Annotated in this window: 12 protein-coding genes; 9 read left to right on the forward strand and 3 right to left on the reverse strand. The window is 65.1% G+C overall.

Going from position 1 to position 14,517, the window contains the following annotated elements; genetic code table 11:
• Nucleotides 1–40 precede the first annotated feature (40 nt).
• The 3 genes from A7X65_RS28715 to A7X65_RS28725 all read left to right on the forward strand — a co-directional run bounded on the left by A7X65_RS28715 (nucleotide 41) and on the right by A7X65_RS28725 (nucleotide 4,775).
• A complete protein-coding gene (locus A7X65_RS28715) occupies nucleotides 41–1,285 on the forward strand; it encodes an ABC transporter substrate-binding protein (RefSeq protein ID WP_063691573.1) in 1,245 nt (414 codons plus the stop codon).
• Between the two features lie 77 nt (nucleotides 1,286–1,362).
• Nucleotides 1,363–2,238, forward strand: a complete 876-nt coding sequence (locus tag A7X65_RS28720) for a branched-chain amino acid ABC transporter permease (protein ID WP_063691575.1) — start codon at nucleotides 1,363–1,365, stop codon at nucleotides 2,236–2,238.
• Nucleotides 2,235–4,775, forward strand: coding sequence for a branched-chain amino acid ABC transporter ATP-binding protein/permease (locus A7X65_RS28725; protein ID WP_063691576.1), 2,541 nt, complete (start codon nucleotides 2,235–2,237; stop codon nucleotides 4,773–4,775). Before A7X65_RS28720 ends, A7X65_RS28725 begins: the two co-directional genes overlap by 4 nt.
• A 153-nt stretch (nucleotides 4,776–4,928) precedes the next feature.
• Here A7X65_RS28725 and A7X65_RS28730 read toward each other — a convergent pair whose 3' ends face one another.
• Complete coding sequence (locus A7X65_RS28730) at nucleotides 4,929–5,912, reverse strand: Bug family tripartite tricarboxylate transporter substrate binding protein (protein WP_063691578.1); 984 nt, start codon at nucleotides 5,910–5,912, stop codon at nucleotides 4,929–4,931.
• A gap of 419 nt (nucleotides 5,913–6,331) precedes the next feature.
• Between A7X65_RS28730 and A7X65_RS28735 the strand changes: the two genes are divergently transcribed.
• The 5 genes from A7X65_RS28735 (at nucleotide 6,332) to A7X65_RS28755 (ending at nucleotide 11,352) form a co-directional block, all read left to right on the forward strand.
• Nucleotides 6,332–6,937 (forward strand): hypothetical protein, encoded by a 606-nt coding sequence (locus A7X65_RS28735; protein WP_063692571.1) that lies wholly within the window; start codon nucleotides 6,332–6,334, stop codon nucleotides 6,935–6,937.
• A complete protein-coding gene (locus A7X65_RS28740; RefSeq protein WP_063691579.1) occupies nucleotides 6,934–7,203 on the forward strand; it encodes an HGGxSTG domain-containing protein in 270 nt (89 codons plus the stop codon). The genes A7X65_RS28735 and A7X65_RS28740 overlap by 4 nt, the downstream gene beginning before the upstream one ends.
• 134 nt (nucleotides 7,204–7,337) lie before the next feature.
• Nucleotides 7,338–10,406 (forward strand): patatin-like phospholipase family protein, encoded by a 3,069-nt coding sequence (locus A7X65_RS28745; protein ID WP_156528175.1) that lies wholly within the window; start codon nucleotides 7,338–7,340, stop codon nucleotides 10,404–10,406.
• Between the two features lie 179 nt (nucleotides 10,407–10,585).
• Nucleotides 10,586–10,942: a response regulator gene (locus A7X65_RS28750; protein WP_063691583.1), complete on the forward strand. Its 357-nt coding sequence runs from the start codon at nucleotides 10,586–10,588 to the stop codon at nucleotides 10,940–10,942.
• A gap of 122 nt (nucleotides 10,943–11,064) precedes the next feature.
• Nucleotides 11,065–11,352 carry a cupin domain-containing protein gene (locus A7X65_RS28755; protein ID WP_063691585.1) on the forward strand — a complete coding sequence of 96 codons (288 nt, stop codon included), beginning with the start codon at nucleotides 11,065–11,067 and terminating at the stop codon, nucleotides 11,350–11,352.
• Nucleotides 11,353–11,614: 262 nt separating this feature from the next.
• Here A7X65_RS28755 and A7X65_RS28760 read toward each other — a convergent pair whose 3' ends face one another.
• Nucleotides 11,615–12,181 (reverse strand): c-type cytochrome, encoded by a 567-nt coding sequence (locus A7X65_RS28760; RefSeq protein WP_063691587.1) that lies wholly within the window; start codon nucleotides 12,179–12,181, stop codon nucleotides 11,615–11,617.
• Between the two features lie 69 nt (nucleotides 12,182–12,250).
• A complete protein-coding gene (locus A7X65_RS28765) occupies nucleotides 12,251–13,525 on the reverse strand; it encodes a PQQ-dependent sugar dehydrogenase (protein WP_156528178.1) in 1,275 nt (424 codons plus the stop codon).
• A gap of 352 nt (nucleotides 13,526–13,877) precedes the next feature.
• On the opposite strand from A7X65_RS28765, the gene A7X65_RS28770 reads away from it, so the two are divergent.
• Nucleotides 13,878–14,408, forward strand: coding sequence for a hypothetical protein (locus A7X65_RS28770; protein ID WP_063691589.1), 531 nt, complete (start codon nucleotides 13,878–13,880; stop codon nucleotides 14,406–14,408).
• The last annotated feature ends 109 nt before the right edge of the window (nucleotides 14,409–14,517 follow it).

Raw genomic sequence — 14,517 nt, forward strand, 5'->3', positions numbered from 1 at the left:
GTTTTGAAGAGAGGCACGATGCACCCGGGAGGAGACAGACATGATCCGCTACCCGCGACGGACGGTGTTACGGGCAGGCGCCGCCCTTGTCGGCGCGTCCGCATTTGGGTTTCCCGCAATCGTGAGGGCGCAGGCCGAACGGATCCGGATCGGGCACCTGACGCCGCTCACCGGCTTTCTCGGCGTGATCGGCAGCTACGCGCAGCTCGGCGTGAAGCTCGCGGCCGAAGAGATCAACGCCTCGGGCGGCATTCTGGGCAAGCAGGTCGACCTGCTCTCGGAAGACTCGATCAACCCCGCGACCGCCGCGACCAAGGCGCAGCGCATGCTGGAGCAGGACGGCGCGGTGGTGCTGCTCGGCGAGATCTCCTCGGCATCCTCGCTCACCATCATGCAGGTCGCCGAGCGCAACAAGAAGGTGTTCTTCTCGACCGGCGCGCGATCGGACGCGCTGCGCGGCAAGAACTGCAACAAATACTCCTTCCACTGCGACATCCCGAACACGGTGATGGTCAACGCGGTCGGCACCGCCCTGTCGCAGAGGGGCATGGTGAAGGGCAAGAAGTTCTTCACGCTCACGGCCGACTACATCTTCGGCCATGACCTGCTGAAGGCCGCGAAGGCGTTCTTCAGCACGCATGATGCGAACCTGATCGGCGACGAGTTGATCGCGACCGACGCGACCGACTTCAGCCCGTATCTGCTCAAAGTTCGCCAGGCCAAGCCCGACGTGGTCTGCTGCAACCTCGCCGGCAACCAGGTGACCAATCTCGTCAAGCAATATGCCGAGTTCGGCCTGCCCTATCCCCTCGTCGGCTTCAATCTCAACACCGGCGATGCCTGGGCCGCGGGCGCGGGCAATCTCAGCGGCACCTGGCCGACGGTCTGGTATCACACGCTGGCCAACCCGGCGTCGCAGGCCTTCGTCGCCGCGTTCAGCAAGAAGTACGGCAAGCCGCCGGAGAACCACGCCTGGATCGACTACATCACACTGAAGCTGCTGGCCGAAGCGATCAACACGACCAAGTCGACCGATAGCAACGAGCTGATCGCCTATTTCGAGAAGCAGTCCCAGTTCGACATCATGAAAGCGCGCAAGGCCTATTTCCGCGGCTGGGATCACCAGCTGGTGCAGGAGGCCTATCCGTTCACGGTCAAGCCGAAGGACCAGATGAAGGACCAGTGGGACATGCTGGTGCTGGGCGATGCGGTGCCGGTGGCGAACGATCCGCTCGAGACGATCTATCCGACCAGGGAGCAGAATCCCTGCGAGATGAAGGCCTGACGAACGGGCCCAGCCGATAGACGTCCACGGCGCCGGCCCAGCCGGCGCCGTTCTTCATCAAAGGCAATGGACGCAACATGCAGTTCGAGTTCTTGCTGGAACAGGTGGTGAATGGCCTCGTGCTCGGCGGCTATTACCTGCTCATCGCGCTCGGGCTCTCGCTGATCTTCTCGGTCGGCGGCATCGTCAACCTTGCCCATGGTGCCTTCTATGCGCTCGGTGCCTATGTCTGCGTCGAGCTGACCAAACGCCTCGGCTTCGGCGCCTCCGTGGTGATCTCGCCCTTCGCGGTCGCCCTGCTCGGCATCCTCTTTGAGCGCTTCATCCTGCGCCGCTTCTATACGGCCGATCCGATCCTGAGCCTGCTCGTGACCTTCGGCCTTGCGATGGTCGCCGAACAGGCCATCCGCATGATCTGGGGCGCGGCGCCAGTCTCGACCGAGATCCCGCAAAGCTTTCGCGGCTCGGTCATCGTCGGCGACTTCCTGTTCTCGCGCTATCGCCTGCTGATCCTCGCCGTGGTCGCGGCGATCCTGCTCGGGATCTGGCTGCTGCTGCAAAAGACCTCGTTCGGACGCGTGGTGCGCGCCGGCATTCAGAAGCCGGACATGGTCGCCGCGCTCGGCATCCGGCTGCAGCCTTACATGACGGCAATCGTCATGCTCGGCGTCGGCATGGCCGCGCTCGGCGGCGCCTTCTTCGCGCCGATCACGACGGTGCATCCGGCCATGGGCGCCGAGATCATGACCATCGCCTTCGTCGTGGTCGTGATCGGAGGTCTCGGCAGCTTCTGGGGCGTGGTCATTTCGGCGCTGCTCGTCGGCGTGGTCCGCGGTATCGCCATTCACTTCGAGCCCGCGGCCGGCGAAGCCTCGGTCTATATCCTGATGTTCCTGGTGCTGCTGGTGCGTCCGCGCGGCCTGCTCGGCGAGCGCATCGAGAAGTTCGAATGAGCCGCGCCGCGACACCCGCAAGGCTGCAACCGCTGCTGATCGCAACGATCGCGATCGTCGCGCTGCCGTTCCTGCTGAAGGCGTTCGGCTTGTCGCTGAACACCGGCACCTGGATCGTCGGCCTTGCGATCGCGACCATGGGGCTGAACCTCTGCATCGGCTATACCGGCCTCGTCTCGTTCGGCCACAGCGCCTGGTTCGGCATCGGCGCCTATGCCGCCGGCCTGATCCAGCTTCGTTTCTTCCCCGGCGAGATCTGGCTGCCGCTGCTGGGATCGATGATCGTCGTCGCCATCGCTTCCACCGCGATAGGCATGCTGATCCTGCGCCGGCGCGGCGTCTACTTCTCACTTCTGACACTGGCGCTGGCGGCGCTGGTCTACACCACTGCCTTTCGCTGGACGAGCCTCACCGGCGGCGAGGACGGGCTCGGCGGATTGAAGCGCGGCGGCATCGGTCCCTTCAGCTTCGACAGCGCGCTGAACTACTACATCGTCGTCGCATTGATCGGCCTCGCCGTGCTCTACGTGCTGATGCGGCTGGTGCGCTCGCCGTTCGGGCACGTGCTGGTGGCGATCCGCGAGAACCAGTTGCGTGCGAGCTTCCAGGGCTATCCGGTCGAGCGCTACAAGCTCGCGGTGTTCGTGATCTCTGCCGTCGTCACCGGCCTTGCCGGCGCGCTGATCGGTTTTCTGAACTATCTCGTCTCCGCCGAAGCCGTTTCGGTGCCGTTTGCCGGCGAACTGCTCGCCATGGTCGTCATCGGCGGCATGCGCAGCCTTTTGGGGCCTGCGCTCGGGGCGCTGTTCTTCATCCTGTTCCGCGAGCTGTTCTCGATCTGGACGTCGGACTGGCTGTTCTGGTTCGGCCTCACCTTTGTGGCCTTCGTGATGTACTCGCCCGGCGGTCTCGTCGGCATCGGCGCGCTCGTCATGCGGCGCCTGCGTCCTCCGGCCGAAGAGCAGGCCGCGATGAGCCGGCGCAAGATCTATGACGGCCTGCCGCTGCCGGACTTCCTGCGGCCGGACGCGCTGCAAGGCACCGTGCTCGAGGTCAGCGGCGTCTCGCGCAAGTTCGGCGGCATCCGCGCCGTCGAGAACGCCAGCCTCTCCGTTGCCGCCGGCGAGATCCATGCGCTGATCGGGCCGAACGGCGCCGGCAAGACCACGCTGTTCAACCTCGTCTCCGGCCTCTACGCGCCGGACCAGGGGACGATCCGCCTGCAGGGCCGTGATATTGCTGGCGTGCCGGCGAATGCGATCTGCCATCAGGGACTGGCGCGCTCGTTCCAGATCACCAATCTGTTCCGCGGACTCTCGATCTACGAGAACCTTCGCCTGTCGCTGCAAGCCCGGCGACCGATGCGCTTCAACATCTGGAACGACATCGACGCGTACCAGGACATCCACGCCGAGACCGCCGCGCTCGTCAAATTCCTCGGCCTCGAGGGCATCGAGGAGATCGAGGGCGGCGAGCTCTCCTATGGCGGGCAGCGCCTGGTCGATCTCGGTATCGCGCTCGGCTCGAAGCCGCAGGTGCTGCTGCTCGACGAGCCGCTGGCGGGCCTCGCCGCGGCCGAGCGCGAGCGGGTCTCCAACCTCGTCAAGAACATCGCGGCCAACATTCCCGTGCTGATCGTCGAGCACGACATCGATCGCGTGCTCGGCTTCTCGCAAGTGGTGACCGTGATGAACCAGGGCGAGGTGCTGATGTCCGACTGCCCCAGGGCGGTGCGGGCCGATCTGCGGGTGCAGGAGATCTATACCGGCAAGGGCATTCCTCCCGTCGAGCATCGCCGCAGCGTGGAGGAATCCGGCGCGCACGGGACCGTGCTGCGCCTCGAGGGCGTCAATACGTTCTACGGCAAAAGCCACATCCTCAGCGACGCCGCGCTCGACGTGCGCGAGGGCGAGATCGTTGCGCTGCTGGGCCGTAACGGCGCCGGCAAGTCGACGCTGCTCAAGACCATCGCCGGCCTGGTGCCGGCCGCCTCGGGCAGCATCGACTATCGCGGCTCCGACATCGTGCGCATGCCTGCCCCCGACATCGCGCGCCGCGGCGTCGGCTATGTGCCGCAGGGGCGCGGGCTGTTCGCCGGCATGACGGTGCGCGAAAACCTCGCGCTCGGCCGCCTCGCCCGCAAGACCGATGGCAGCGACGGCGTCGTCTGGGACGAGGAGCAGATCCTGCACACCTTCCCGCGGCTGAAGGAGCGCATGAATGTCGCGGCCGACTATCTGTCCGGCGGCGAGCAGCAGATGGTGGCGGTCGCCCGCGCCATGTCCGGCAATGTGCGCCTGCTGCTGCTCGACGAGCCCTTCGAGGGCCTCGCGCCCGCGGTGACGCTGGAGCTGTTCGCCGTGTTCGACCAGCTCCGCAAGCACATGTCGATCGTGATCGTCGAGCACAATCTCGACCTCGTGCTCGCGCTCGCCGACCGCGTCTTCGCGCTGGAGCGCGGCGCGGTCTTCCACCAGGGGCCGGCGGCACCGTTGCTGAACGATCTCTCCTATCGCAAGCAGATCCTGTGGCTGTGAGGGGCTGCGTGAGCCTTACAAGGGGCCGTCATGCCCGGGCGTGTCCCGGGCATCCACGTTCTTCGCGCCGCGCGTCGGGACGTGGATGGCCGGGACAAGCCCGGCCACGACGTCGTGGAGGCTTCGGCGGACGACAAACAGAAGCAGCGCCCCCTACTCCGCCTTGATGTTCGCCGCCGCGACGACCTCGGCAAGGTCCTTCGTCTCCTTCGCGATCTTGGCGGCGTAATCGGCCGGGGTCAGCACGCTGACGACGCCCTGCGAGCCGAGCTTGTCCGCGACGGCGGGATCCTTGGCCGCGGTGACGATCTCCTGGTGCAGCGTCTGAAGGATCGGCGCGGGTGTCGACTTCGGCATGAAGAAGCCGACCCAGAACGAGATGTCGAAGCCGGGGTAGCCGGCTTCGGCGACGGTCGGCACGTCGGGCAGCGCCGGCAGCCGCTCGGCCGAGGACACCGCGAGCGCGCGCAGCTTGCCGGCCTTGACCAGCGGCACGGCCGACAGCGGATCGAACACTGCCAGCACCTCCTGCGCGAGAATGCCGACCTCGGACGCCGCGCCGCCGCGATAGGGCACGTGGATCAGCTTGATCCCGGCCTTCTGGGCGAGCAGCTCCATGGCGAGATGGGCGAGGTTGCCGTTGCCGCCTGAGCCGTAGGCGAGCTCGCCCGGCTTGGCCTTCGCCGCGGCGACGAGATCGGCGACAGTCTTGATGTCGGCGGTCCTGGGGTTCTCCGGATTGACCACCAGCACCAGCGGCGCCGACACCACCGTGGTGAGCGGCGCGAAATCGGCTTGCGGATCGTAGCGGATGTCCTTGAACAGCGTCTTGTTGAGCGTGATGGTCGAGGAGTTGCAGGCGAGCATGGTGTAGCCGTCCGCGTCGGCACGCGCGACGCCTTCGGCGGCGATCATGCCGTTGGCGCCGGCGCGGTTCTCGACGACGAAGGGCTGCCCGAGCTTGTTGCCGAGACGATCGCCGACGATGCGCGCGACGACGTCGACCGGACCGCCCGCGCTGAAGCCGACCATGATCTTGACCGGACGCGTCGGATATTTCTGCGCGACGGCTTCAGTGGTCGGCGCGCAGGCGCATAACCCGGCGATGAGCGCCAGCAGGCGAGCCGTTCGTTGCATTCGTTCTCTCCCAACCTCGCGCGCCGCTTGTGCATGTTTGTTGGTGCCGCGCGTGCGGGCATGATGAGCGGGCGCACCGGATTACGCAATCGCGTTTGCGCGTCTGCAGCGCTCCGCATTCCGCCGCGCGGCAGGCGAAGGGTGCTCTCCAAACAAAAAGTTCGAAAACAACCCCATGCACAGTAGCCGGCCCGTGAGAGAACAAGGGCTTGCGAACACCGCAACGACGTTTGCGTTGTCGGGCAAAACAGGGGCATAATGTCACCGTCGCAACACGCGTCAGCATCCCCGCCGGCCTGGCCATGGATGTCACGACCTGGTTGCGCGTAACCCCTTCATCGATATTCCGAAATCCGCATCCGCGCGCGACGGGCGAACGCTCGCGCGTGCGCGCCTGCGTCAGCAAAGGACTCTGGCCCATGACGACAGCTCTCGAACCCCACATCACCTCGCCGCTTGCGGCAAACCATCGCAGTGGCGATGCCGCGACGCCGCGGGTCAGGCTCTACAAGCGCCGCATCGCGATCAGCCATCCGGACCCGCAAGCCGGTGAACGCTTGCTGGCCGAGGCGCTCGGCGCCGTCGATCGCGACGCACTGCACGGCCTGCTCCGGCAATTGGTCAAGGCGAGCGCGACCGGCCAGAAGCCCGATGAGACCAATCTCGCCTTCATGATCTCGACCATCAGGAACATCGCGCCGAAGGATTCCATCGAGGCCATGCTGGTGTCCCAGATGGTTTCGGTTCACATGGCGGCGATGCGCTGCGCCTGCCGGCTCGCCTGCACCGACGACCTTCCGCAGCAGGAAACGGTCACCCGCGCCTTGACCCGGCTCTCCCGCACCTTCGCCGCCCAGGTCGAGGCGCTGGGCCGCCACCGCAACAGCGACGAACGCGCGATCACGGTCCAGAACCTGTCCGTACAGGACGGCGGACGCGCGATCGTCGGCAACGTCACCCAGCATGCGAACATGCTCGTCGCGGAGACAGGCCCGGGCGGCGCACGGCAAGGGGCAAACCCATGACCGGCACCCACCCCCGCAACACGGCTCCGATGCAGGCGAGCCCCCGCTGTGGCGCGAGGACCCGCGATGGCGGGACATGCAGCGCACCGGCCATCCAGGGGACGGCGCGATGCCGCATGCATGGCGGGGCGCGGCGATCAGGGGCGCCGAGAGGAAACCGGAATGCACAGACGCACGGCCTGTTCACGCGCGCGGCCAAGGCCGAGGCGGGACAGGATCGACTGCTGCTCGACGAGGCGGAAAGGCTGCTGCAGGAGCTGAAGTGACGGCGCGCCGGGCGACGATGCCGCTCAGCTCCCCATCCCCAGACAATTTGCGCGTGTTTGTGAATTGCTTCACACGCGCGCCGCCCTCGTTGTCGCAAGCTTGAGCGATCTCGGTGAAATAGCGGGAGGGTATCATGGGGGCATTGAACCTTGCGCAGGTCCTGTGGGAAGAGCGGCGGGCTCTCGCCGGAACTCCCCTGGCATTCCCACCGAAGAAAGAGGACGATCCGGCAGCCAAGGCAGCGCCAGTCCCGGCGACGCCAGCGCCTAAGCCCTCGCCGACACCAGCCTACCTTCTAACGGGTGCAGCTCCGCTACCGTCCGCCGACGGCTCGCCAGGATCATTGTCGCCGCCGACGGCTGCCGCCCCCGACCTCCTCACCGTCTACCAAACCCTCAACGCGGACGACCGGTGGGCGCTATGCCTGTCCGGCGGCGGAATCCGCAGCGCGGCGTTTGCGCTTGGAATTCTGCAGAGGATTGCCGCGCTGGATGTCACGTCGAAACGCAAGGACGAGGAGCGGGGTTCGGCTCTGCGGCAGTTCGAGTATCTTTCGACCGTGTCGGGAGGCGGGTACATCGGCAGTTGGCTGTCGGCGTGGCTGTATCAGCAACGCAAGCTGCTCCCCCGCGGAGCAGCCGCGAAAACGACCGGGACCGGTCATGGCTCCACGCCGGACTCGGTCGTGTCAGCACTCAACGAGCGAGACAGTCGCGGTCCACTCGGAGATCACGAAGAGGCAGAGCCGATTTCCAACCTTCGGCGCAACTCGCACTTCCTCTCTCCAAGCTTCTCGTCGCTTTCGCCAGACCTGTGGAGCGATGTCGCCAGCGTCCTGCGCAATCTGTTCCTGAACTGGATCCTGCTCGTCCCGCCGATGATCCTTGCGGTGCTCGTCACCAAGGCACTCTACTTCGCGCTCATCGATGCCCACGGCATCAAAGACAGTTCGATATGGTTCCTGGTCGTGATGACCATACCAACGCTGTGCTTGCTGGTTTCCTTGTCCTTCTCCGTCGCAAACCGACCCGCGCGCGGCTGGATCAACGTCTCTCAATCCGGCTTTCTCCTGTGCGATCTCGCTCCCTTCCTTGTCGGCGCCGCGCTACTGGTCCTCGTGTTGCAAAGTCCGTATGGTCTGCAGACGCTCACGGATCTGCTTCGCGCCAGCGGCTTCGAATTCATCGAGAAATTCAACAAAGAGCATCCGATCGCGGCGGTGCTGATCCGCGGAACGATCCTCGGCATGATCTTTTTCGCCGTGTCCTGGGTACTGGCGCCGCTGTGGACCCTCATCTTCGGGAAATCGTCCCGGCCGCCGCTTGAGGCGCGCCCCAAGCATCCCGTGCTCGAGCCCGTTGCCTGGGTCGTCGCCGGCGCGGCTTTCGGCCTGCTGAGCGCGATGGGACTGATTGCGCTTTGGAAGATCAACCCGTCCGACTCTGCCGCCACGGCAGCGGGCTTTGCCTGCGTACTCGGGCTGCCCTGGATCGTGCTGGCGCGCATAGTCGCCGAGGTGACCTATATTGCATTTGCCGAGTTCCTGTCGGAGGTGGATGTCGGACTGGAATTTCAGGCGCGGTCGAGCGGTCTCTTCACGCTGGCCTATCTCGGCTGGCTCCTGTGGTTCGGGATCGTGGTCGGCGCGCCACCGGCGGCAAGATGGATCGCGAGTCACCTTGGTGATGCAACCGTTCCCACGCTCGCAGCGGGAGGAGGTCTTTCCGGCCTGCTCTCCATCCTCCTCGGAGCGAGTTCGAAGACCAAGGCCGCAGCCGAACAGATTTCAGGCTTGCGCCAGTATCTCAGCCTCAACACGCTCGCAGCCATCGCGGCGGCGATCTTCGCCATTGTCCTGGTCGCTCTGCTGTCCATCGGCTGGGACGCGGCTTTCAGATCGTTTGCCTCCGGCGCGGATGGCCATATGCCCTGGACCATCATGCTGGTGGTGGGCGTCCTGCTTGGAGGGTTGATCTACGCGGCCTCGCATGTCCTCAGCATCAATCGCTACTCACTTCACGGCCTCTACCGGAACCGGCTGGTTCGTGCCTTCCTCGGTGCGTCGCGCAGCGAAAAGGAGCGTGACAAGACGAAGAACGCCTTTACGGATTTCGACGGCCGCGACAGCCCACTCCTGCAGGAGCTTTGGGATCATAATGTCAAACCGACCGGCGCCCATTGGAAGCCGCTCCATGTCATCAGCGGAGCGCTCAACCTCGTGTCGTCCAAGAACCTGGCCTGGCAGGAGCGGATGGCCGCGCCCTTCACGTTCTCGCCGCTCCATTGCGGCAGCGGCAGCGCGGTGTTTTCGGACGGTGCATACCGGACGACCTACGCCACGGACAACCAACCGCAGCCTTACGGCGGAAACCTCACGCTCGGAACCGCCATGGCGATCTCAGGCGCGGCGGTGAGCCCGAGCATGGGCTACAACTCCTCGCCGGGCGTCGCCTTCCTGATGGCGCTGTTCAATGTGCGTCTCGGCTGGTGGCTCGCCAATCCGCGCGGAGACAATCCCTATTACTCGGCGGTGAAGCCGACAAACGCACTCCGGCCGTTCTTCATGGAGATGTTCGGCCTGACCAGCGAGACCGAGCGCTGGGTCTACCTGACCGACGGCGGACATTTCGAAAACCTCGGCCTTTACGAGATGGTGCGCCGGCGCTGCCGCGTGATCGTGGTCAGCGACGCCGGCTGCGACCCCGATTATTCCTTCGAAGACCTCGGCAACGCGCTGCGCAAGGTCTGGATCGATCTCGGCGTACGCATCGACCTGCATGGGCTCGACCTTTTGAAGAAGCGCTTCAAAGAACGTCCGACCCCTGCGGAGCAGGCGCCATACTGGGCGATTGGCGACATTCGTTATAGCGAGGCTGATGGCGGCGACGCGAAGGACGGGCTGCTGCTGTACTTCAAGTCGGGCCTGCACGGCACGGAGCCCATGGGCGTCTTGAGCTATGCGATCGCCCACGCGACCTTCCCGCACGAGACCACGCTGAACCAGTTCTTCTCGGAATCGCAATTCGAGAGCTACCGGGCGCTCGGCTATGAGATCGCACAACGCGCCTTCGAATCCGGCGGAGGCCTTTCGACCGACGCAAAGACTGGAGCGCCGCCGACATTTCTCTCGATCGTCGAGAAGCTGAAAGGCCAACTGCCCGGACGTACCGACAGCGTTCCGGCCCCCGGCGTGCAAGCATGAACCGGCGGGATTGCGCGCCCCGTAACAAGCTGTAGCCGGCCGACGCCGGCTACGCAGCGTCGGTCACGCATTCACTCCCACGTGAGAGAAAGGGCAAATCCGGGGGAACCATATTCACCCCACGGAACGGATTCGGCATCTACGCACTTAACAAATGATAAGAACAGTGAGGTGCAATCATGGGCCAGTCAAAGCCGATCCGCCCGACCGCGATCGTCGTCGAAGATGACGACATCCAGCGCGAAATGCTCGCGCTGCTGCTCGAAGAAAGCAATTTCGACGTGCTGCAGTGTGAGGACGCAGAAACCGCGGCGCTGGCGCTGAAAGTGAAGCACCCTGCCCTGATCGTCACCGACATCAACCTGGTCGGCAAGATGGATGGGGTCGACCTGGCTCACCTTGCCAGTCAGCAGCACTCCGGCGTGCGGATCATCGTGATATCGGGCCGCCCGCTTCCGCGCCCCCTGCCCGATGGCGCCAAATTCTTCACCAAGCCGGTCTATCCCACCGCGCTGCTCGCGGAAGCGGCGCGATAACACGCGTTGGCGCGCGCGATCGCGCATGCGGGCGATGGACCTGCCCGCGGTTTGCTGCGGTCGCAGAAACGCCCTATCCTCGGCATCGCACGGCCGCCGCGGCCGCCTGACGGGAGGGGTGCATGAACGAACGCGATTTCGAACAGCAGCTCAGAGCCGACGGCTTCCAGGAGATCGAGTACCAGAAGCTCGATCCCCGCCCGGGCAAGGGACGGCACCGGCATCATTTCGAAATTCGCGGGCTCGTGATCTCAGGCACGTTTGTCGTGCGGCAGACCGGCGAGCCGGTGGCCTATCGTGCGGGGCAGGTCTTTTCAGTTGCCGATGGCGAACTGCACGACGAGTGGATCGAGGCCGACGGCGCGCACGTGCTGATCGGCCGCAAGCATTCCGAGGCGAAGCCGGCGTAGGTCGCCTGCCGCCGTCACATCAAGAAGAACTTGGCTGGCAGCTCGCCCGCGGCGCATCCTTCGAGACGCCCGCCTTCGGCGGGCCCTCAGGATGAGGTCAGTGGTTGCCGCTAGATAGAGTCAGTCCGTGGCCGCGTCGAAATTTCAAACCTCATGGTGAGGAGGCCGCGAAGCGGCCGTCTCCGGACGATGCTCTGCATCGCCGGCGAACCATGAAGGCCAAGCTGGACCAGCGGGGCCGTCATACACAACACCCAGCCCCTCAGCGGAACCGCGCGAGATAATAGGCGAGATCGCCGATCTGGTCCTTGCCGACGGTCTGCATCACGTCGGCCATGGTGGCGTCGTAGCCGTGGCGGGTGTTGTCCTTGTATTCGGCGAGCGTCTTGGCGAGATAGTCCTCGCGCTGAGCCGCGATGCGCGGGACGTTCTCCTTTCCGGAATAGTCGGGATTGTGGCAGGTGTTGCAGCGGTTCTGGTTCGCCAGCGCCTGCCCGCGCGCCGTCCGTGCGGCATCTGCGGCATCCGCCGTCGGCGCGGGCTTCGGCAGCGCCGCGATGAAATCGGAGAAGGTGCGCAGATCGTCGTCGGTGAGCGATTTCGCCATCTCGTTCATGGGCTCGAACACGCGCAGCTTCTCGCGGAACATGAAGAGCTGGATCAACGCGTAGGGCGCCTGCTGCCCGCCGAGCGAGGGCGTGTTCTCGGTCTCGGAGGTGCCGCGCTCGCCGTGACAGGCAAGGCACGGTGCGGCGCGCTCCTGGATGGTTTCGGCGCCGGCGGAGAAACTGAGGGAGGCCAGCGCCACCGTGATCGCGAGCTTGCGCATCGATGATCCTTGCATGTCAAAATAAAATCGGGGGCAGCGGGCGCTGCCCCCGATCGGCGTCGGCAATTCTTACTTCGCCGCGACCTTCTGCTTGCCGTAGGTGATGCGGTAGACCGCACCGTTCCAGTCGTCGGAGACGAGCAGCGAGCCGTCCTTCAACTGCATCACGTCGACGGGGCGGCCGACATATTTGTTGTCCTCGAGGAAGCCGGTCAGGAACGGCTCCATCGACTTCACGGTGCCGTCCTTGTTCAGCTTGACGACGACGACGTCACCGCCCTGCTTCTGCGACTTGTTCCAGGAGCCGTGGCGCGCGACGAAGATCGTGTTCTTGTACTGCTTCGGGAACATGCTGCCGGTGTAGAAGCGCATGCCGAGCGCGGCGGTGTGCGGGCCCATCAGGCCGACAGGCGCAGTGTAGTTCTTGCAGTCCTTGCCCCAGCCGAGCTCCTGGTCGATGATGTTGCCCTGGTAGCAGAACGGCGCGCCGAAATCCTCGCCCGCCTTGGTGACGCGGTTCAGCTCGTCCTCCGGCACCGTCTCCGACAGCCAGTCGCGGCCGTTGTCGGTGAAGTAGAGCTGCTTGGTCTCGGGATTCCAGTCGAAGCCGACGGTGTTGCGAACGCCGACCGCGTAGACTTCCGCGCCGGAGCCGTCGAGATTCATGCGGCGGATCTGGCCGTGATCGGCATCGTGCAGCACGTTGTTGCCGGGCTGGCCGACCGGGACGTAGAGCTTGTTGTCGGGGCCAATGGCGATGAACTTCCAGCCATGCGCCTCGTCCTTCGGCAGTTTGTCGTAGATCATCGTCGGCTTCGGCGGGTTGTCGAGGTTCTCGTCGATCTTCTCGATCTTGGAGACCTTCGACAGCTCGGCGATGTAGAGCGTGCCGTCCTTGAAGGCGACGCCGTTCGGACGATAGAGACCCGAGGCGATCACCTTGACCGCCTTCTTGCCGTCCTTGTCGGCGATGGCATAGACCTTGTCGACGAGACGGCTGCCGACGAACACCGTGCCCTTGTCGCTCTGCGCGAGCGAGCGCGCATTCGTCATGCCCGATGCGTAGACCTCGATGTTGAAGCCCGCGGGCACCTTGAGCTTGGCGAGCGGCAGCTTGTCGGCCTGCGCCGGGATCGGCGGCGGCGCGACGGGAGCGAGCTTTGCAGCGGCCTCGCCGTCCGGACGGCCGATCAGCGGCGACCCCGGCGGAAGCGGCTGCGCGGCAGGTGCGGCGCCCGCGGCGGGCGGGCTCGCGGGCTGCTGCGCCGAAGCGGCAACCGTGAACGCAGTGAAGACCACGCCAGCCAGCAACAGGCTGCGCGAGGCAGACGATAGACCCATCATGATGTTTTCTCCCCAAGGCGGAAGCCGTCTTCCAGACGCTGGCGCGCCCACGGCGTTTCCAGGCCGCACTCTCTGAATTTGCCGGCGCGAATGCAACCGGAAACCAAGCAGAGCACCCCTGCGTGTGTTCATCGCGATGGATGATCGAGCTGCGACGATCGATATTGCTTTGCAACATCGGAGGCGCCGCCCTTCGCCGCATCGCAACGCGCGTGGTGCGAGGCCCACCGAATCTTAACGCAGGTTAGTGGAACTCGACGAAAGTGCCCGGAGTCGGGCGCAGCGTCGTATTTTGGTCCAAGATTATTTTGTCTCTGCGGCGGGGCGGGCTTCCTGAACGTGGAGACCTGCGATGCGTTGCCATGTTGCGTTTGGTGTTGCTTTCATTATCGCGATTTCATCCACCGCCGCCGGGGCACGTCCCTTCCGACCCAACCTCGCGGTGCCGCGCGAATGCAACGTCACGATGCCCTGCGACTTCTCCGGCTCGAATGTGCGCGCGACCGTATTGCGCGTTCACGCCCCGCAAGAGGTGACGGGACGCGCCACCACGATCCAGATGGCGAGTATGGAAGACAGGGGCCGTATCGTCGGCGGCCGCCCTGCCGGCTGCCCGCACTCGTTCTGCGGCTGCGCGGCATCGATCCGCGTGTTCGGCCGCATCGTGCCGGGATTGAACCTGGCGTCCAACTGGCTGCGCTTTCCAAGGACGCAGCCCGCACCGGGCATGGTCGCCGCACGGCACGGGCATGTCTTCGTGCTCGAGCAGCATGTCAGCGGCGATGTCTGGATGGCCTATGACGGCAATTCGGGCGGCCGGGCCACCCGCATCCATGCGCGATCATTGCGGGGCTATTCCGTAGTCAATCCCCGGGTCGGCTGACCAGGGCGTTACGCCAGCGCGCGACATGGCCTGACTGCGCCCGCGCATCGGTGCCATGTCGCGACGCCTTTTGCCTTCGTATTCACTTGGTATCCCCTTGGCATCACCT

It is taken from the genome of Bradyrhizobium stylosanthis (assembly GCF_001641335.1).
Classification (GTDB): domain Bacteria; phylum Pseudomonadota; class Alphaproteobacteria; order Rhizobiales; family Xanthobacteraceae; genus Bradyrhizobium; species Bradyrhizobium stylosanthis.

Bases quoted from the DNA above. Each gene is read 5' to 3' on its own strand.
- A7X65_RS28715 (WP_063691573.1), top strand. From the start codon at position 41: ATGATCCGCTACCCGCGACGGACGGTGTTACGGGCAGGCGCCGCCCTT.
- A7X65_RS28720 (WP_063691575.1), top strand. From the start codon at position 1,363: ATGCAGTTCGAGTTCTTGCTGGAACAGGTGGTGAATGGCCTCGTGCTC.
- A7X65_RS28725 (WP_063691576.1), top strand. From the start codon at position 2,235: ATGAGCCGCGCCGCGACACCCGCAAGGCTGCAACCGCTGCTGATCGCA.
- A7X65_RS28730 (WP_063691578.1), bottom strand. From the start codon at position 5,912: ATGCAACGAACGGCTCGCCTGCTGGCGCTCATCGCCGGGTTATGCGCC.
- A7X65_RS28735 (WP_063692571.1), top strand. From the start codon at position 6,332: ATGACGACAGCTCTCGAACCCCACATCACCTCGCCGCTTGCGGCAAAC.
- A7X65_RS28740 (WP_063691579.1), top strand. From the start codon at position 6,934: ATGACCGGCACCCACCCCCGCAACACGGCTCCGATGCAGGCGAGCCCC.
- A7X65_RS28745 (WP_156528175.1), top strand. From the start codon at position 7,338: ATGGGGGCATTGAACCTTGCGCAGGTCCTGTGGGAAGAGCGGCGGGCT.
- A7X65_RS28750 (WP_063691583.1), top strand. From the start codon at position 10,586: ATGGGCCAGTCAAAGCCGATCCGCCCGACCGCGATCGTCGTCGAAGAT.
- A7X65_RS28755 (WP_063691585.1), top strand. From the start codon at position 11,065: ATGAACGAACGCGATTTCGAACAGCAGCTCAGAGCCGACGGCTTCCAG.
- A7X65_RS28760 (WP_063691587.1), bottom strand. From the start codon at position 12,181: ATGCGCAAGCTCGCGATCACGGTGGCGCTGGCCTCCCTCAGTTTCTCC.
- A7X65_RS28765 (WP_156528178.1), bottom strand. From the start codon at position 13,525: ATGATGGGTCTATCGTCTGCCTCGCGCAGCCTGTTGCTGGCTGGCGTG.
- A7X65_RS28770 (WP_063691589.1), top strand. From the start codon at position 13,878: ATGCGTTGCCATGTTGCGTTTGGTGTTGCTTTCATTATCGCGATTTCA.